This window comes from Kineosporiaceae bacterium, assembly GCA_016713225.1.
Taxonomy (GTDB): domain Bacteria; phylum Actinomycetota; class Actinomycetes; order Actinomycetales; family Kineosporiaceae; genus JADJPO01.
The window spans coordinates 301874-319692 of record JADJPO010000001.1; the positions used below are offsets into that span (position 1 = coordinate 301874).

Sequence of the window (17819 nt, forward strand, 5' to 3'; positions counted from 1 at the left end):
GCGTCCGCTGTCCCGTTGACATCTCCGATTGCATTCCAGCGCAACGGGTTTGGCGTCTCGTCAGTCAGTACGGTCGGTCACGGTGATCGGTCGGGTCGGTCGAGATCCTGTGCTTCTCATCACGTGCGGCGACAGATACAGGGATCTTTCCGGCGAAACGATCGGCTGTGTGACACGCGGTGGTGGTGAAGGCTTGCGCCGGGGCTCGGTGAGCTGGATAGCTGACCACCATGATTGATCTTCCTGGGCTCATCACAGACCTCCTGCGCCGCGTCGCGGCCGGTGACTTCGAGGGAATACAGCGTCAGTACGACGAGGGTGCGCTGGACGCACTGAAGCCCCACCTGTCCGATGCGGAGTGGGCGGACCTGCCGGCGCGGATCCGTTCTCGTGACGCCGGATGGCTGCGCGGGCTGTTCACCCGTCTGAGCGGCTCGGTGCTCGGTGGGATCGAGGGGGCCGGTGCAGCGGCCGGCGCGGCCGGTGCGGCCCTGGGTGGTGCCGGGCGCGCCGCGGGCGGTGCCGGAGTTGCCGCCGCCGCCGGCGCCGCCGGCCGCGGTGGTGCCGGCTGGCTCAAGTGGGCCGTACCCGCCGTCATCGGCGTGGCGGCCATCGGGTTCGGCCTCTCGCGCTGCGGCGGAGATGACGCGAGCACGACCGCTGCGACGTCCGGGTCGGGGTCGTCCGTCAGCGCCACCGGCGCGGCGACGCCGGGCGAGGCGAGTGGAGCGGCGGCCGGTTCCAGCGATGGCGCCTCGGTGAGCGCGGACGCCGGCGCCTCGGCGGGCGCCACGGGTGACGACTCGATGGCCACGCCCTCCGGCGCCTCCACTGGTGCCGCGTCGGCGTCCGGAGCGGGGGGTACGGACGACGCCAGTGCGGCCCCGGCTCCGTCGGCGTCCCCCAGCACCGACTCGGGCAGCGGCAGCACAGCCGGCACCACGGCGGCCCAGACCTTCGTGGTCTACTTCGACACCGGCTCGGCGGTCATTCGTCCGGACGCGGCCGCGGTCATCAAGAAGGCTGCTGCGGCAATCCCGGCGAACGTCACGGTGCAGCTGACCGGCGTCGCCGACGTCCGCGGCAACGCCCAGGCCAACCTGGCGCTGTCGAAGCGCCGGGCTGCTGCGGTCGAGGCCGCGTTGAAGGCTGCCGGGGCGAAGTCGGCCACCTACACCCTGCAGGCCAAGGGCGTGGAGGCCGGCTCGGACCTGCAGAAGGCCCGGCGGGTGGAGATCAAGATCTCCTGACGCTCACCGGGACGCTACAGGGCCTTGCGGCCACGGCCGCGAGGCCCTGTGGCGTCGGCGACGCGCACCAGAGTGATCTATCGCTTTGCCCGAGGGGGCAGCCACGGATGCCCCGGACGACGCGCGGACGGTGTTGCGTCGGGCGGGAGCCGTGGTCATGGTGAGGGAGTGAACGAGAGTCGGTGATGATCATGGCCGATCCGCGGCGCATGGCGAAGCCCCGGACTCCCGCGCAGGAGGTCGCGACACCCGTCACACGGCACGACCCCAAGCCATCGGCTGAGGAGCGATCCCTTCACCTGGTTCTTCCCGACCGGCTGCCGCCCGACCGGCTGGCGGTCACAGGCGGCTGCCGTCGGTCGCTCATGGCCCTTCAGCGCCTCGCCGGCAATCGCGCCGTTGCCGGACTCGCGCGCGCGACGACGGGTGCTGCCGCCGAGACGCCGCTGACGGTCGCCCGTGAACCCGACGACGACGCCCGGATCCGCAGGCGACAGCAGAAGGCGGCGACCCAGGAACGACGGAGGCAGCGAGCCACGGCAGGCAAGGATCTGGGACAGCTGAGCGATGCGGACGTCGAGCGGCAGCTGTCGGCGTTGGAGCGGGAGTACCGGCGGCCAGGCGCCAACCAGAGATCGATGGCGCGCAAGGCGGCCGACCTCGAGCGGTTCCGAAGGCTCCTCTGGCAGAAGCGGATGTCGACGAGGGATCGAGTGGCCCGGCAGTTCCACTTCGACGAGCTGCAGCGCACGCCACCCGGCGCCGAGGCGCAGGGCAAGCACGTTGCCGGGCACAAGGAACTGCCGGGGATGGACCTGCAACCCGGGCGGGACCGATATGCACAACCCGACTACTCGGTGACGAGGCGGAACAAGGACGGGACTCTGGAGGTCCTTCGGATCAACCTCAAGTCGCACAACCTGCTCAACCGCACGCCGGCCCAGGCGCGCGCCGTCGCCAAGGACTGCGTCAAGCAGGCAATCAGCAACGCCGCCAACCTGTCGGAGGCGGACACGATCGTCGTCTCCTTCGCGCAACGGCCGAGCGAGGCCGTCCAGACGTCGATGAACCGGATCTTCTTTCAGCGGGGGTCTCCGGTCCGGGAGGTCCGGTTCGGCTCAGCCACCTTCTCCAATCCCCACCTCCCCGCCCGTCGGATTCAGCCGCCCGTACCGACGCCTGCGGCACGGACCGGTCCCGCCGAGCCTGTGGTCCTCCCCCCCGCCGCGAAGCCGGCGGTGGCGCCCACCGGGGCCGGCGGCGGCAGCACGATCACGGGGTCTACGCGGCGCATCCTGCCGAAGGCGGGACTGAAGGCGGGCGTGGGCGTCCTGTCAGCCGTGGCGCTCGCCGCCTTCGACGCCTGGCTGAGCCGTCTGGAGGCCAAGGAGATCGAGGCGATGGCAACGCGCGACATCGAGTCCTACGCCAGTCAGCTCATGGACCCGCGATCGGCGCTCGCCGCCAAGCACCTCGCGCCGCTCCGCGGTCGAACCACGGCGGGTGGACACCGACCGACCTACCTGGTTGTGGTGCTGCGCACCCACACCCGACGCCTCGACGACCCAGTGCCCCCGATGGCATCGATCATGTCCTATTACGGTACGACGATTCACTCGGTGACCCTCACCGCGGATCCCGTCTCGTCGACCTGGACCGACGAGGAGCAGAACATCTGGCCCCCTGGCCGGTCCTACTACTTCTTCACGCGGTTCCCGCTGCCGAGCCCCGCTCCGGCTGCCAGATGAAGGCGCCGATGGCTTGGGTGGGCCGAGTATCAGGTGGTGTCTCACGTACCCCGGTTCTCAGTGCATGACCACCGATGCCGAGCCCGGCTCGACGTCGTCCAGCAGGTGCGACTCCTCGCGCTTGCGCGGCAGGAACAGCGCCGGGACCAGGGTCAACGTGACCATGAACGCCGCCACCCAGAAGGTGCTGGAGAACGCCCCGGCGGCTTCGGCGAGGCCCTTGGCCACGCCCGCCGGGCCGCCGATCTTCTCGGCGAGCGAAGGATCACGCCACGAGCCGATCGCCGGGAGCGCCAGCGGAGAGTCCTTGAGCGCGTTGGTCAACAGCACGGACATGATCGCCACCCCGATCGAGCTGGCGATCTGCTGCACGATGTTGATCAACGTCGAACCGCGCGCCACCTCGTGCGACGTCAGCGTCTTCATGGCCGAGGTCATGATCGGCATCATCGTTGCGCCCATGCCCATGCCCATCACGAACAGCGGGACGATGATCTTCCAGTACTCGGTCGTGGATTCGACCTGGGTCAGCCCGAACATGCCACCGATGATCAGCAGCAGGCCGAAGGGAGCCACGCGTCCCACCGGGATCTTGTCGACCAGGGCGCCCGCGATCGGCATGGTCAGCATCGCCCCGATGCCCTGCGGCGCCACCAGCAACCCCGCGTGCAGCGTCGACTCACCGCGAATCTGCTGGAAGTAGGTCGGCACCAGCAGCAGGCCACCGAAGAATGCCGCGGCGAACAGGAACATCGTGATCGTGGCGACCCGCAGATTGCGGTTGCGGAACAGTCGCAGGTCGAGCAGGGGATGCGCCGGGCGGAACGCGTGCCAGACGAACGCCGCCATCAGGACGACGCCGATCGCCATCGGGATGTAGACCCGGGGTGCGTTCATGGTGCCCTTCATCGGGATCGACGAGATCCCGAACAGGAACAGGGCCAGACCGGGTGACATCAGGGCCACGCCGAGCACATCGAGGGACTCCGAGGGCTCGGTGTGGTCCCGGGGCAGCGCGACGCTGGCGTAGATCACGGCGACCAGGCCGATCGGCACGTTGATCAGGAAGATCCAGTGCCAGCTGGCGTGCTCGATCAGCCAGCCACCGAGGATCGGACCGAGGATCGGTCCGAGCAGCATCGGGACGCCGAGGATCGCCATGAGGCGGCCCATCCGGGCCGGCCCGGCAGCCCGGGTCATGATCGTCATGCCCAGCGGCATCAACATGCCGCCACCCAGACCCTGCAGCACCCGGAAGCCGATCAGCATCTCGATGCTGGACGCCGAGGCGCACAGTGCCGAGCCTGCGGTGAACAGGACGACGGCCAGCATGTAGAGCCGCTTGGTGCCGAAACGGTCTGCGGCCCAACCGGTCAACGGGATCACCGTGGCCAGCGAGAGGGTGTATGCGGTCACGGTCCAGGCCACCGTCGAATACGCGACCGGGTTCGCGGCGTCCGAGGCGAAGATCGTCTGGAACACGGGCAGCGCCACGTTGACGACCGTGATGTCGAGGATCGACATGATCGCGCCCAGGACGACGACGCCGGCCACCTTGAGGACGGCAGCGTCGATCTTCTCGGGGTAGACAGGTTGAGCAGGTGCAGCGGTGGACACGCGAGACCTCGAACTGTCGGGGGATCGGCCGCGCTGGGCGACACAGGTGAGGTCCACCTTAACTGCCGGCCTGCGAACGGCTGGTGGTGGGGCGACGCCCCGTCGGGAGTGAGCCACTACGGTGCGGTGAATGGACGAGCCGGCTCCGGGGAGGCTGACCCACCGGGGTGTCCCCGTGGATCGCGAGCTGCGCATTCTCGCGTTGGGTCAACTGGCGAACCGCTTCGGTAGTGGCGCTGTGATGACCACGAGCGCGGTCTACTTCACACGTGTCGTGGGTCTCACCGCGGCTCAGGTCGCCCTGGCCATGGCGGTGTCGACGGCCATCGGGTTGTCGGGCCAGTTGCCCGCCGGCCGGTTGGCCGACACCCGTGGCCCGCGCGGCGTCCTGGTGATCCTGCTGGGGCTGCTGGCCGTGGCCTCGGCGCTGCCTGCCCTGGCCCAGACCGTCACCGGGTTGGTCGTGGCGCTCAGCGTGTGGAACGTCGCCGGAACGGCGTCCATGGCGGTCCAGCAAGGGGTGATCGCGCAGATCGCACGCGGCGGGCGAGGGGTGTTGTTCAAAGCGTATCTACGGGCCGTGACCAACGTCGGTATCGCCCTCGGCTCGCTCGCCGGTGGCGCTGCCCTGCTGATCGACCGGCCCTCGGGGTACGTGGCGGTGTTCCTGCTGGACGCCGTCGTCACCGGCTTCGCGGCCGTCGTCACGTATCGGCTCCCCGCGCTGCCCGCCGTTCCCCACCAGGTGGGTGAGCCGCTGTTCCCGGCACTGCGTGACGGCCCCTTCGTGGCGATCACCGTGCTGTTGGGCCTGTTCACGCTGCACTTCACGGTGATGGAGTTGGGCATCGCGCTCTACCTCACCCAGCGAACCCATCTGCCGCGGGTGATGATCGCCGTTCTGTTGCTGCTCAACACGGTGGCGGTGGCGCTGTTCCAGGTGCGCCTGTCGCGACGATCCGACTCGGTCACCACGGCCGCCGGGTCGCTGCTGCGCGGCGGCGTGTGGATCGCCGGGGGATTCGTCCTGATCGGCCTGGTCGCCCGCACCGACACCTGGCTACCGGGTGCGGCCGGGGTGGCGATGGGGATCGCCCTGCTGGTCCTGGGCGCCGGCGCCCACGTGATCGGGGAGATGATCAGCTCCGGCGGCCAGTGGGGGGTGCAGATGGGGCTGGCCCCCCACGAGCGGCAAGGCCAGTACCAGGCCCTGGCCGGCATGGGCTGGGCCATCCCCGGGATCGCCGGTCCGCCACTGGTGGCCGCCTTGTGCGTCGGTCTGGGCGAGGTCGGCTGGTACATCCTGGCGGGGTCGGTGGCTGCGGTGGCCGCCGCCGGGGTGCCGGCAGCCCGGTGGGCACTGGCGACCCGCGCCCGCTACGGCGTGACCACCCACTCGGGCTGATCCCCGTCTCGGTGACACGGGTCTGGCCGCTGGGACGACTCCGCCGACCGGGATGCCGAGCTCGTCCCGTGACGACTCACTCGGTCCGATGTCCTGTCGTGGAGGCGATGGACTCGCTAGGTTCGGCAGGTGGCTTCCCCTGCCCGTGACCACGACGTCGTGCTCTTCGGTGCGACGGGATTCGTGGGACGGCTCACGGCGGGGCACCTGGCCACCCACGCGCCGTCCGGGGTGCGGGTGACGCTCGCCGGGCGCTCGCGGCACCGGCTCGAACAGGTCCGGGACGGCTTGGGTGCGGTGGCCGCCGACTGGGCGCTGCTGGTCGCCGACGCCTTGGACGCCGCCCAGATGAGGCGCTTGGCCGAGAGCGCGCGCGTCGTGGCCACCACGGTCGGGCCCTACGTGACGTATGGCCACGAGCTGGTGGCAGCGTGCGCTGCCGCGGGTACCCACTACACCGACCTCACCGGTGAGGTGCTCTTCGTCCGGCAGAGCATCGACGACAACCACAAGCCCGCCCAGCGCACCCGCGCCCGCATCGTGCACGGGTGCGGATTCGAGGCGCTGCCCTCCGATCTCGGCGTGTGGCTCACGGCGCACCGAGCAGCCTCCGACGACGCCGGCGAGCTCACTCATGCCGTCCTGCACGTCCGAGCCTTCTCCGGGGGGATCAGCGGGGGCACGATCGACACGGCACGGCAGCAGGCGCTCACGGCGGCAGCCAGCCCCCGTGCTCGCCGCATCCTGGCCGATCCGTATGCGCTCAGCCCGGCACGCCACGAAGAACCGGACGCCGCCCCGAACGGTCCGTGGGCGCGTCGGCCCCGGCGCCCCGCACCGCGCCCGAGCTGGCTGTCGCGGCTGGACACCTACGGGCGACTGAACCGACTCGAGCTCGCGGTGCGGGCGTTGCCCATCGATCGGGCCGATGCCTCCGGGGTGTACTCGGTGCCCTCGCTCATGGCCGGCTTCAACACGCGGATCGTGCGACGCAGCAATGCGCTGACCGGCTGGTCCTACGGCCGCCACCTCGACTATGACGAGGTGCTGGACACGGGGTCGGGGGCGCGGGGCGTGGTGCTGGCCGGAGGCGTGGCGATCGCTCAGGCGATGCTGGACGGCGGGCTGCGGTTCGGACCCACCCGCGCCGTCCTCGATCGGGTGTTACCCGTGCCCGGTGAGGGGCCGAGTGATCAGACCATGAGCGCCGGGCACTTTGCGGTCGAGATCGAGGCGGACACCACCTCGGGGGCGCGCTACCTGACCCGGATCGCGGCGGCTTACGACCCCGGGTACTCCGGCACGGCGGTGATGTTCGGCCAGAGCGCGTTGTCGCTGGCCTGCGACGACCTGCCCGATCGCGCCGGGGTGTTGACACCGGCCACGGCCTTCGGCTCGGCGATCCTCGACCGGCTGCGCGCGCACGGCTTCACGGTGAGCTGCCGCCGGCTCTGAGGACGGACGGATCGGCGCGGTCAGTCGGTGCCGGAGTCGTCGCGATGCCCGTTCGCGGTCGCCGATCCCTTGGTCGACAACTGGTTCGACAACTCGGTGATCCGCTCGTCTCGGGCCGAGATCACGGTGCGGAGCCGCTCGGCCAGCAAGCGCTCCGCCTCGAAGCGCTCCTCTTGCTCGCGCGCGGTGCGTGTGGCGGTCTCGAGTTGCGACTGCAGTTCGTTGAGCTGCTGCTGATGGGTGCTGATCACCGAGTCCAACGCACGGATCGCACCGACCTCGATGCGTCCCATCTCGGCGTCCTTGTGGTCGGAGACCTGGGCCACGGCGCGACGCAGGTCGTCGACCTCGGCCTCCGAGGCCCGCAATCGACGCTCGAGCTTCGACAGTGCCGGTTCGAGATCATCGGTGTCGAGGCCGTGGGCCGGGGTGAGGCCGGATGACCTGCTGGTGCCGACGTCGGACGTCGGGGCCTCCTGCGGAGCAGGTGGTCGGGCCGAGGACCGGCGCCGAGGCAGCAGGTGGCGACCCACCAACAGCCCCACCAGGGCCGACAGCGCGGCCAGGGCGGCGACCTGTGTGAACAGGTAGGCGAATCCGGTCATCAGCGCTGGTCCTCGAGGTAGACATCGACGCGCCGGTTCAGCGCACGTCCGGCGATGGTGGCGTTGGACGCCACTGGTTTGGAATCGCCCTGGACCTTGATGAGAATCCGTTCAGGCGCAACCCCCCGGGTCGAAATGTAGGTCTTGACGGCTTCGGCTCGCAATGTGGAGATGGTGGTGTTGACCCGTGCCGAACCGGAACTGTCGGAATTCCCCAGCACCACGATGCGGGCGTTCGCGTGATTCTTCAGGTAAATCGCCACCGGGTTCAGTGCGGCCATGGCCCGCCGGTCGAGGCGATGGACGTCCTGGCCGAACAGCACCCGAACCGGAACGAAGCGATCGGCCGGGGCGGGAGTGGTGCCGCCGGCGGGGGATGCCGTGCCGGACGGCGACGGCGAGCCCGATGGCGAGGTCGACACCGACGGTGACGAGGGCGACGGGGATGACGATGACGACGGGGATGACGATGGCGAGGAGGACGGCGCCGCGGACAGTGTTGTCGTCGCCGTCGCCGGCGCCGGGTCCGTTGGGGTCGGCTTCGCGGCATCGAGGTGGCCGGTGGCCACCGATGCCTGCTCGATGACGACCAGGCGCACCCCGGTCACCTCGGCCGCTCGGGCCGCAACGTCGTTCGCGCCGGCGAAGGGGGTCTGCAGTCCGCTCACGATGACGTCCCGACCGGAGACCCGCACGTGCGCCGTGGGATCGGTGGCCCGCACGGCTTCCGTTGCCCGCGAGGTCACATCGGACTCGATCTGGCGAGAGGTCCACCACGAACCGCCGCCCACCACGAGCAGCAGCAGGGCAAGTGCCAGTGCCGGCCGCCGCTTGGCGTCGGTCGCTGCGCTGATCGGGTCGTGGGACCGCACTCTCACCCCTCGCGTCCCCGGGATTGGTCGGGATCGCTGTACGATCCCGATGCTATTCAAGCCCAGGTCATGCTGTGTCATCCGTGTAATCGGCGAACACGGACGGACGGGCGATCACAACTGTCAGTAATGGGTCCGCCACGCTGAGACGGACTGTTCGGCGAGCACCAACGGCGGGGAACCGCACGTCGCAAGGAGCGAGATGACCGAGCCAGGGCACGCACTGCCGGGCGACGTGCCCGTGCGGGGCAAGGGTGAACTGCTCGACCTGCTGCTGCAGGACGTGCGCCATGCCGTCCCCGAGTTGAACGGCGTGATGATCGCCTCGTTGGACGGTCTGCCGGTTGCGCACGATTTCGCCGAAACGGACGCCGACCGGGTGGCAGCGATGGCCGCCACCGCATTGGGTCTGGGTACCCGGATCAGCCAGCGCATCAGCCTTGGTGATTTCCAGGAGGCCGTGGTCCGGGGGGATTCCGGATATCTGGTGGCCTACTCCGCAGGCCGCCAGGCGGTGCTGGTGATGTGTGGCCCCAGCGATGCCAATCTCGCCTTGATGCGGATCGAGGCGCGTGCTGTCTCGGTCAAGATCAACCAGTTGCTCACCTGAGGGCGGGGTCATGGACACCATGGCCGCGATCGCCGAGGCGGCGATCGCCGACATGCCCCCGGCGGGCCGGTTCACCACAGCCGATGCCGAGCTGATCAGGTCCCAGCGAGACGCGCTGCTGAGCGTGAGCGATCGGCTCGTGGCCGACTTCTACGATACGGTCTTCGCCCACCCGCCGACCGCCGGCGTGTTCCGCGATGGTGAGCGGGCCGCTCGCGAGAACACCCTCGCCCAGTGGTGGCAGCGCACGGTGATCGGGCCGCTGGATCAGGACTACTTCGCCTGGATGGCCCTGGTCGGTCTGGTGCACGTGGTGCGGCGGGTGAGCAATCCGATGATGCTCGCCATGGCCGATTTCACGGTGACCTTCGTCGCCGAGCACGCGGCGGCGGCGGGAATCGACAGCAGCATCGCCGAATCCCTCGGGCACGCCTTCCGGCGGCTCGCGGCCACCGTGGGAGCGATCATCGTCGGCGCCTCGGAGCACGCGGTGAGTTCGGCCCTGTACGAGGTCGTGGGCATGCCCGAGGCGCTGCTGGAGCGGTTGCGCGACGCCGAGGTGAACGAGGCGCTCGACACGGCCCGGATCCAAACCGGCCACCGCTGAACGCGTCACGCCTGGGCGCGCCGTCGCTCACCCCACGTCGCGACGCCGAAATCCAGTCGACCCACCGGTCAGCGTCAGCACGGCCACGGCTGCCAGGGTGGTCAGCGGCAGGACGGTGATCACACCGCCGGGCAGCGCCGGCAGGTGGGCGAACGGCGAGAGCCTGCGGACGACCTCGGGCAGGCCGAGTAGCTCACCGAACTCGCCGACCACGACGAAGGCCACCAACAGGATCCAGGCCGTCGACGTCCACTGTGGCACCAGCCCGAAGATCAGCGTCGTCAGGCCGACGCACACCCACACCGCGGGCAGCGGGGCGAGCGCCGCCCCGAGCATGGTCGCCAGCTGACCTCCGAGGTCGCCCGTCGCCAGACCGCGCAGCAGGCCCACCACGGCGCCCAGAACGGCTGCGAGCCACGTGCTCCCGAGCAGGGCGATCACCAGATGGCTACCCAGGAACTGCCACCGGCTGGTCGCCGTGGCCAGCACCGGCTCGGTGTGATCGTCGCGTTCCTCGCCGCGCAGCCGCAGCGTGGCCGCAATGCCGTACCCGGCGATCGCCAGGCCCACGAACGTGAACTCGGCCGCCAGGAACAGGCTGGTCAGGTCGGTGACGTCGCTGCCGCTCAGCCGGCGCAACATGTCTTGCGTGGCAGGGTCTCTCAGCATCGATTCGACGCTGGCCGCCAACGATCCGACCAGGCCGCCCACCAGGATCATCGCCACGGTCCAGGTGAGCAGGCTGCCCCGCTGCAATCGCCAGGCCAGGCCGAGTGAGCTACCCAGCCAGCGGCCGGCCCGGTCCGGTCCGGGCCGTTCGGCCACCAGCCCGGCGCCCAGGTCGCGCCGTTGCAGCAGGGCCACGGCGAGGGCGAACAGGGCCACCGAGACCACCAGGGGCAGCAACAGGACGCCGAACCGATTGCCACCGTAGGGCTGGAGCTTGACCAGCCAGCCCAGGGGCGACAGCCAACCGAGCCAGGCGGCGCCGTCCACCGAATCCCCGATGGCGCGGAGCCCGAAGAACAGACCGAGTGTCGCCAGCGCGATCGTGGTGCAACCGCGAGCCGTCGCGGTCAGTTGGGCGGCCACGGCCGCGACGGCTGTCATCGTCAGCCCGACCCCGAACCAGCCCAGCACGAAGGCCGTGGTGCCGGCCGGATCCATGCCCAGGGCCAGCATCCCGAGGGCGTTCAGGGTGCAGGTGAGCACCACCAGGATCAGCGCGGCCAGGCACGCCGCGGCCAGCGGCGCGTACCGGCCGACCACCCCGGCCCCGATCAGCTCGAAGCGGCCCTCCTCCTCTTCGGTGCGCGTGTGTCGGCGCACGATCGACACTGTCGCGATCGCGAGGAAGATCGCGCCCATCATCACGGTCTTGAACACCGCGAAGGCATCCAGTGACGGCGGCATCGCGATCGGCCCGTACATCGCCGTGAACGCCGGGTTGCCGGCCACTCCGGCCACGTCCCGGGCCAGCTTCGCGGTGTCCTGCGCGCTGTACAGGGCGAACGTGGCCTGGGCCGAGCTGACCACCAGGACGACGAGCGCGGCCGTCACCGAGGGGATCAGTACTCGGTCGCGTCGCAGGGCCAGCCGCAGCAGGGTCGTGGTCGCGGTCAGAGGGCCGGTGGCCGCCTCGGTGGCCCCGGCCGACCCGGGCGACTCGGCCGTCGGGAGTGTCGGGGGTGTCATGGAGCCACCTCCTGGGTGACCGGCGCCGCCGCGCTGTCGTAGCTGCTCATGAACAACTCCTCCAGCGAGGGGGGCTGGCTGACCAGCGAGCGGATGCCGAACCGTCCCAGGACGGCGAGCACGTCGCCGAGGTGTGCGGGATCGACAGCCAGCCTCACCTGGTGGTCCTCGAGGTGTACGTCCTGGACGCCGTCCAGTGCGGTCAGTTCGGCGGTGGCCGGCGCGCGCTCCAGGCCGGCGCGCACCGTCGTCCGGGTCAGGGACCGAAGCTCGTCCAGCGATCCGGTGCGCACCGTGCGCCCGGCACGGATGATGCTCACCCGATCACACAGCTGCTCGACCTCGGACAGGATGTGGCTCGACAGCAGGACGGTGCGCCCCTCGCGCTGAATCTCGCCGATGCAGGTCTGGAACACCCTCTCCATCAACGGGTCCAGCCCGGAGGTGGGCTCGTCGAGGATCAACAACTCGGCGTCCGAGGCCAGGGCCGCGACCAGGGCGACCTTCTGTCGGTTGCCCTTGGAGTACGAACGGCCCTTCTTGGTCGGATCGAGCTCGAATCGCTCCAGCAGCTCGGCGCGTCGAGTGGGATTGATGCCCCCGCGCAGCCGAGCCAGCAGGTCGATCACCTCGCCACCGGTGAGGTTGGGCCACAGGCTGACATCGCCGGGCACGTAGGTCAGCCGGCGATGCAGGCTCTCGGCCTGTGCCCAGGGGTCGCCACCGAACAACCGGGCCGTGCCGCCGTCGCTGCGCAGCAGGCCGAGCAACACCCGAATCGTGGTCGACTTACCCGATCCGTTCGGCCCGAGGAACCCGTGCACCTGGCCCGCCTCGACGCGCAGATCGAGCCCGTCGAGGGCGATGGTGGCCCCGAAGCTCTTGCGCAATCCCTCGACCAGAATCGGCGTCTCGCTCATACCTGCGAGTCTGGCACTGCGCCCTCGCCCCGCCAACGTGTGGCGGACCGGCAAGCTCGGTCAACGGTTGATCTGCAGCTTGCCCGCCTCGACGGCCAGCCGGTCCACCAGATCGTTCATCGGGTCGCCCGAATGACCCTTCACCCATCGGAACGTCACATCGCCGCGGTCGCGGACGGCGTCCACCAGGGGTTCCCACAGGTCACGGTTGGCCACCGGCTTGCGGGCACTGGTCTGCCACCCCCGGGCGAGCCAGCCGCGCCACCAGGCATCGCGAAAGCAGTTGACGACATAGGTCGAGTCGCTGACCACGATGAGCTCGCCGGGCAGGCTGCGCACGGCTTCGAGCGCGGCGTTGATCTCCATCCGCTGATTGGTGGTGTGCGCTTCGCCGCCACTGTCCTGCCGGCCGTCGGCGGTCGCCCAGGCCCACCCGCCGGGGCCGGGGTTTCCCGAGCACGCGCCGTCCGTGTAGACCTCGAGCGCTCCGGAGGGGGCAACCAGGGGCGTGTCGGTCGGCGACGGTGTCACCCCGGCCGACGGCGGTGCCTCGGTGGCCGCGCACGTCTCGTGGGACCAGCGTCCGGCGGAACCGCTCGGCATCGACCGGATCTGTTCGCCCGGCCGGATCTGCTGGCCGCACACCCCGCAGGTGGTCGCGTACTTCGCCGTCAACGCCATACGCGTGAGCTTACGGTGGCGCTGCGCGACCGAGTGGCGGGTGGTCCGCCGCCGTTGCTCACGGCATGCTGGAGGGGCAGAGCCGCTCCAGGGGGCTGCGAGACCGAGCTGAGACCGAGCCGGAGGGGCCATGCCCGACAAACCAGCCACGACACCCGCGCCGGCGGACGTCGAGGTGGCCCGCCGGCGGACGGAGGAGTTGGCCACCGAGTTCCTGGACGACGCCCCGCCCGGCGACGGGACACCCGCGACACCTCCGCCGAGCGCAGCGACGTCCGGCGGGGACGACGAGTTGTCGGCGGCGATCACGCCGACGGCCCCCGGGGTGAACGAGGATCACACCGGTCCGATCCGGCACGGTCACCTGGACGACGACCGCTCCCCGAGCCTGCTGGCACGCATGGGCGGAACGGTCGTGGCCGTCGCGATCGGCATCGCCGGTGCCGCGCTGATCCTCACCTGGGTGCTGGGCCGCACCGTCTCGGGGCTCAACCCGTTCCACGAGCAGACCGTCGACCGCTCCGGTCCGGCCGTGGTGCTCAAACTCAGTGACCTGAAGACCTACCAGGCGGCGTCCGGGTACTACGAGATCGTGATCGACCAGGAGAAGGACGTCACGAACCTGCCGGCCTTCCTCGCCGGTGAGCGGGTGATCTTCGTGGCCGCCGGATCGGTGGATGCCACCGTCGACTTCTCGGGGCTGGGTTCGGGCAGCGTCAGCGTGAACGGCGATCGCACCGCGGCCACGGTCCGGTTGCCGGGGCCGGCGCTCGGCGCCCCGCGGCTGGACCTGGCCCGCAGCTACGTGGCCGACCACCGGCGGGGGTTGAAGGAGCGGCTGCAGGACGCCATCGACACCCAGGGCGGCGGCACCAACACCGAGCAGCTCTACCGGATCGCCGAGGCAAGGCTGGCCGAGGCCGGGGCGCGCACCGACGAGTTGAAGCAGCGGGCGCGAACCAATACCCGCGCCATGCTCACCTCGTTGCTGACGTCACTGGGCTTCCGCGACGTCACCGTCACCTTCACCGACGAGCGGTAGACCGCCGATCCCGATCGGTTTGTCGGGCCGGCCGACCGGCTCAGCCGATCTTGTTGTTCCCCCACTTCAGGTCCGCGTACACCCGCTCGGACTGCGGGTTGGCGCCTTGGCCGTGGATGGTGAACTGGCAGTCGCCGTCGTGGCAGACGTTGAAGTAGGCGAAGTAGAGCACCGTGCCGGCGGCGTCCTTGGGGATGTTCTCCCCGATCTGCCAGGTCGCCGTGTTGGCGTGCTTGTTCAGCCAGGCATTCAGGCCCCTGATCCACTCCGGCCGGTCGCCGCCGCCCTGGCTGGCGGGCTTCAGCCCCACCTCGGGGAAGGCCATGGGCTTGCCGTGCTGGGCTGCCCAGCGCCGCCATGCCTCCGGACCGGTCGGGTTGCCGAGGTTGTCATAGGTGTCGGACTCGTCGTTCCAGCCCGAGACACTGCCGTTGGCCTGGTCCTGGTAGTCGTTGTAGTAGTCGGGGGCGATGACGTCGACGACGTCGTCCCCGGGGTACCACAGCGAGATCGGCAGCCCGTTGCAGGTGCCGTAGTTCGGCGAGAAGGCGATGTAGACCTCGGGCAGGGCAGCCCGCAGGATGCCCACGTACCGGGCGAAGGCCTTCTTGTAGTCCGCGGAGTTGTCGCGGGTGACGGTCCAGTTCTCGTACCAGTCGCAGTTCATCTCGTGGAACGGACGGGCGAACGTCGGGCCCTTCTTGCCCTTGCGGGTCTCGGCGAGCACCTTCGCGGCGGCACGCCACCGGTCGTCGTAGGCACCGTTGGCGGCCTCGGCGTAGTTCTCGCCGCTGCCCAGGATGGTGCCCCCGACGGCGATGTCCAGACCGCCCTGCCAGTCGCGATACTCGTCCTGCAACGGCGAGAGCGTGCGCTGCACCTCGTCATCGGTGTCGGCCCAGGTCGCGGCCAAGGTGACCGGCTGGCCCAGCCACGACTGGAAGCTGCCGTCCGTCACGCCCAGGCCGGACGCGCCGTTGTACAGGCCGCCCATCATGCGGCCGTCGAGCACCACGCCCTTGCGGGTGGTGGCCGTCGAGGTCGTCTTCTTCGGGGCGGTGGGCTTGCGCGCCGTGGTGGCCGTCGAGTCCGCGGTCTGCGAGGGGTCGTTGGTGATGGTGCGTGGCGGGCGGGGGTGACGCTCGTCCCACTCCGTCATGCCCGCCATGGCAGTCGACTGCTCGACCGCCACCACCTCGTCGGAACCTCGGCCGAACTCGCTGGAGGTCAGGGTGGCCGCGCCGACCCCGAGGGCCGAGAGCGTGATCGCGGCCAGGGCACGCAGCTTCGCGACGCGGCGCCGTCCGGCGCGTTGCTCGCGGACGCCGGACCGGGGCGCCACCCGCGTGGCGACGACCTCGGGCGGGGTGGCGCGGTGGCGGCGGTGCTCCTTGGCGTGGCGGGTGTGGTCGGCCTCCGCCCGGCCTGCCCGTCGACCGTCGGCGCGGGTCGGGGTCACATCCTCGGCCTGGAGCTCGGGACGGACCTCGGGCTGGAGCTCGGAACGGGCCTCGGTGCGTGACCGCAGACGCGCCTCGGACCGGGTCAGCGGCGCATCGGTCGGCAGGTTGAGGCTGCCGGTGGCAGGGGCGCTGAGCGTGGGCGGGCGGTGCTGGGCGCCACGGGAATCGGTGCGGGAATCGGTGCGTGATTCGGCACGGGCATCGGCACGGGAGCCGCGCGCCCGCGCCTCCCGACGTGAGGTCACGATGGGTTCGGGTTCGGCGCGGGGGACACGCACCACGGTTCGTCGACCACGGGAAGCGGGGGGAGCGGTGGTTCGGCGGGACGGGTGCACGGAGAGAACTTCACCCGAATTCGGACGCGTCAACATCAGGGGTTTGTTAACACTCTCCAAGTGTGACCTGACCGACACGGCGTCCTCGATGGGTCCCGACCCGTCGTCGGCAGGTTCCTCACGCCCGTCACGCAGGTCGATGACCTCGACATCGGCCCGCGATGTCGCTCTGCGCCCCACGTGTCTCCCCCTGGTGATCCCGCCATGATTGTCACGGCCCCCCCAGCCGAAGTAACGAACAGTAGTCGATCGCATACCACGGTGAGTGAAAGTGGGAAACTTCCGTCGTGTCCGGCTCTGACTACCCTCGCCTGTCAAAGACCCGGCCACGGGGCGTCCCGGCCGACCACGCTCGCGTCGAGCTGTTGCGGCACCGCTCGCTGACCGCCGGCTGTCGTCACGGCGAACCGGATTGGCTCGCCGGTCCGGCTGCGCTCGATCGGGTGCGTGCGGACTGGTGGACGATGCGGCCGCTGGTGGACTGGTTGAGCACGCACGTGGGCGCGCACGTCGCCTGACCGGCTGGACAGCCGGGGCGGCGAGGGAGATCCTCGGCTGTGACCTGGCGGCAGACGGTCGAGGCGGTGACGGCGGCGGCCCTCGCCGAGTTCGGCGATGCCCCCGGGGAGGTCGGGGTCTACGTCCACGGGTCGATCGCCCTGGGGGGATGGACCCCCGGTCAGAGCGACATCGACCTCCTGATCGTCGTCCGCCGCGCTCCGCCGGAGCGGCTCGAGGTCTTCGCCAAGGAGTTCGCCGAGTGGGAGGGGCAGCCGCTCGAGCTGACCGTGGTCGAGGACGCGCTCGCTCGCACCCCCCGTGCCGCCGGCCCGGAGCTGGTGCTGCCGTTGGCGATCACCCGGGCGTGCGGGCTCGTGGTGCGTGGCCGGCCGGTGACCGAGCAGTTCGGTGAGATCCCGCGGGCGCGGGTGCGCCGTCAGTGGGTCGAGCAGCTGGAGACGAGATTGCACGTCGGCACCGAGCACGATGTCGTGCTCACGGCCTGCCGCGCCCTGGCGTTCCATGAACAGAATCGGTTCCTGTCCGAGCAGGACGGCGCGACCTGGGCGCGCTTCCGGCTGCCGCGCCACGCGGCTCTTGTCGGGCGGATCCTGGACGAACGACAGGTCGCCGTCCGGGATGCGGGGTTCGTGCTCACGTGGGAACGCCGTCCGGGCCACGAGGCCCACGAACTGGCGGCCGACGTGATTCGCACCCTGTACGGCCCCGATCCGTTGGGGTGATCGGAGCCGAGGCAGGCGGCCCGGGCAGGTCAGCCCGACTTGCGCCGGAACGTGCGCTGCGGCTTGGCCGGTGAGCTGTGGGGCGCGGACGACCGTGGGTCGTGGGCACCCCCGTCGTGACCGTGATGGCCGAACTTCTTGCGGTCCAACGCCTCACGGAACTTGCGGCGGGCGGCGTCCTCGGTGCTCTCGGGCTCGGTGCTCTCGGGCTCGGTGCTCTCGGTGCCGTCGGCGGTCTCGCTCATGGGCACATCCTGACTCGAGGCGGCG

The 17819-nt window shown here is 70.4% G+C and carries 17 protein-coding genes; 9 read left to right on the top strand and 8 right to left on the bottom strand.

The genetic code is table 11. The features are described from left to right. Positions 1-230: 230 nt before the first annotated feature. Together IPK24_01340 and IPK24_01345 are read left to right on the top strand one after the other, a co-directional pair. Positions 231-1250, top strand: a complete 1020-nt coding sequence (locus tag IPK24_01340; GenBank protein ID MBK8074216.1) for an OmpA family protein — start codon at positions 231-233, stop codon at positions 1248-1250. Positions 1251-1615: 365 nt separating this feature from the next. Next, the gene (locus tag IPK24_01345; protein MBK8074217.1) at positions 1616-2998 is read left to right on the top strand and encodes a hypothetical protein; all 1383 of its coding nucleotides are present in this window, start codon (positions 1616-1618) and stop codon (positions 2996-2998) included. Between the two features lie 57 nt (positions 2999-3055). Here the strand turns inward: IPK24_01345 and IPK24_01350 are convergent, their stop codons facing one another. Continuing rightward, the gene (locus IPK24_01350) at positions 3056-4810 is read right to left on the bottom strand and encodes a DHA2 family efflux MFS transporter permease subunit (GenBank protein ID MBK8074218.1); all 1755 of its coding nucleotides are present in this window, start codon (positions 4808-4810) and stop codon (positions 3056-3058) included. Between IPK24_01350 and IPK24_01355 the strand changes: the two genes are divergently transcribed. Both IPK24_01355 and IPK24_01360 read left to right on the top strand, forming a co-directional pair. Beyond that, on the top strand, positions 4791-6020 hold the full coding sequence (locus tag IPK24_01355; GenBank protein ID MBK8074219.1) for an MFS transporter: 1230 nt from the start codon (positions 4791-4793) through the stop codon (positions 6018-6020). The genes IPK24_01350 and IPK24_01355 overlap by 20 nt on opposite strands. Before the next feature lie 129 nt (positions 6021-6149). Further along, positions 6150-7475 carry a saccharopine dehydrogenase NADP-binding domain-containing protein gene (locus tag IPK24_01360; GenBank protein MBK8074220.1) on the top strand — a complete coding sequence of 442 codons (1326 nt, stop codon included), beginning with the start codon at positions 6150-6152 and terminating at the stop codon, positions 7473-7475. A 20-nt stretch (positions 7476-7495) separates the two neighbouring features. Here the strand turns inward: IPK24_01360 and IPK24_01365 are convergent, their stop codons facing one another. Together IPK24_01365 and IPK24_01370 are read right to left on the bottom strand one after the other, a co-directional pair. Next, on the bottom strand, positions 7496-8080 hold the full coding sequence (locus tag IPK24_01365; GenBank protein MBK8074221.1) for a hypothetical protein: 585 nt from the start codon (positions 8078-8080) through the stop codon (positions 7496-7498). Further along, entirely contained in the window at positions 8080-8958 is an 879-nt protein-coding gene (locus tag IPK24_01370; GenBank protein ID MBK8074222.1) for an OmpA family protein, read from the bottom strand. Before IPK24_01370 ends, IPK24_01365 begins: the two co-directional genes overlap by 1 nt. Positions 8959-9154: 196 nt before the next feature. On the opposite strand from IPK24_01370, the gene IPK24_01375 reads away from it, so the two are divergent. Further along, on the top strand, positions 9155-9562 hold the full coding sequence (locus tag IPK24_01375; protein ID MBK8074223.1) for a roadblock/LC7 domain-containing protein: 408 nt from the start codon (positions 9155-9157) through the stop codon (positions 9560-9562). Positions 9563-9572: 10 nt separating this feature from the next. Further along, positions 9573-10169, top strand: coding sequence for a globin domain protein (locus IPK24_01380; GenBank protein ID MBK8074224.1), 597 nt, complete (start codon positions 9573-9575; stop codon positions 10167-10169). Positions 10170-10196: 27 nt separating this feature from the next. On the opposite strand, the gene IPK24_01385 is transcribed toward IPK24_01380, so the two are convergent. Genes IPK24_01385 through IPK24_01395 form a run of 3 tightly spaced genes read right to left on the bottom strand, consistent with a single transcriptional unit; the run spans position 10197 to position 13465 of the window. Continuing rightward, positions 10197-11864: a hypothetical protein gene (locus IPK24_01385; protein MBK8074225.1), complete on the bottom strand. Its 1668-nt coding sequence runs from the start codon at positions 11862-11864 to the stop codon at positions 10197-10199. Then, positions 11861-12784, bottom strand: a complete 924-nt coding sequence (locus tag IPK24_01390) for an ABC transporter ATP-binding protein (GenBank protein ID MBK8074226.1) — start codon at positions 12782-12784, stop codon at positions 11861-11863. The genes IPK24_01385 and IPK24_01390 overlap by 4 nt, the downstream gene beginning before the upstream one ends. A gap of 60 nt (positions 12785-12844) precedes the next feature. Next, positions 12845-13465 carry a ribonuclease HI gene (locus tag IPK24_01395; protein MBK8074227.1) on the bottom strand — a complete coding sequence of 207 codons (621 nt, stop codon included), beginning with the start codon at positions 13463-13465 and terminating at the stop codon, positions 12845-12847. Between the two features lie 400 nt (positions 13466-13865). On the opposite strand from IPK24_01395, the gene IPK24_01400 reads away from it, so the two are divergent. Beyond that, positions 13866-14507, top strand: a complete 642-nt coding sequence (locus IPK24_01400; protein MBK8074228.1) for a DUF4230 domain-containing protein — start codon at positions 13866-13868, stop codon at positions 14505-14507. A gap of 40 nt (positions 14508-14547) precedes the next feature. Here the strand turns inward: IPK24_01400 and IPK24_01405 are convergent, their stop codons facing one another. Next, positions 14548-16251 carry a hypothetical protein gene (locus tag IPK24_01405; GenBank protein MBK8074229.1) on the bottom strand — a complete coding sequence of 568 codons (1704 nt, stop codon included), beginning with the start codon at positions 16249-16251 and terminating at the stop codon, positions 14548-14550. 341 nt (positions 16252-16592) lie between these two features. Here IPK24_01405 and IPK24_01410 point away from each other — a divergent pair, with 341 nt between their 5' ends. After that, positions 16593-16823: a DUF2461 family protein gene (locus tag IPK24_01410; GenBank protein MBK8074230.1), complete on the top strand. Its 231-nt coding sequence runs from the start codon at positions 16593-16595 to the stop codon at positions 16821-16823. Positions 16824-16862: 39 nt separating this feature from the next. After that, positions 16863-17549 (top strand): nucleotidyltransferase domain-containing protein, encoded by a 687-nt coding sequence (locus tag IPK24_01415; protein MBK8074231.1) that lies wholly within the window; start codon positions 16863-16865, stop codon positions 17547-17549. Positions 17550-17578: 29 nt separating this feature from the next. Here the strand turns inward: IPK24_01415 and IPK24_01420 are convergent, their stop codons facing one another. Beyond that, positions 17579-17794, bottom strand: coding sequence for a DUF5302 domain-containing protein (locus IPK24_01420; protein MBK8074232.1), 216 nt, complete (start codon positions 17792-17794; stop codon positions 17579-17581). Positions 17795-17819: the final 25 nt, after the last annotated feature.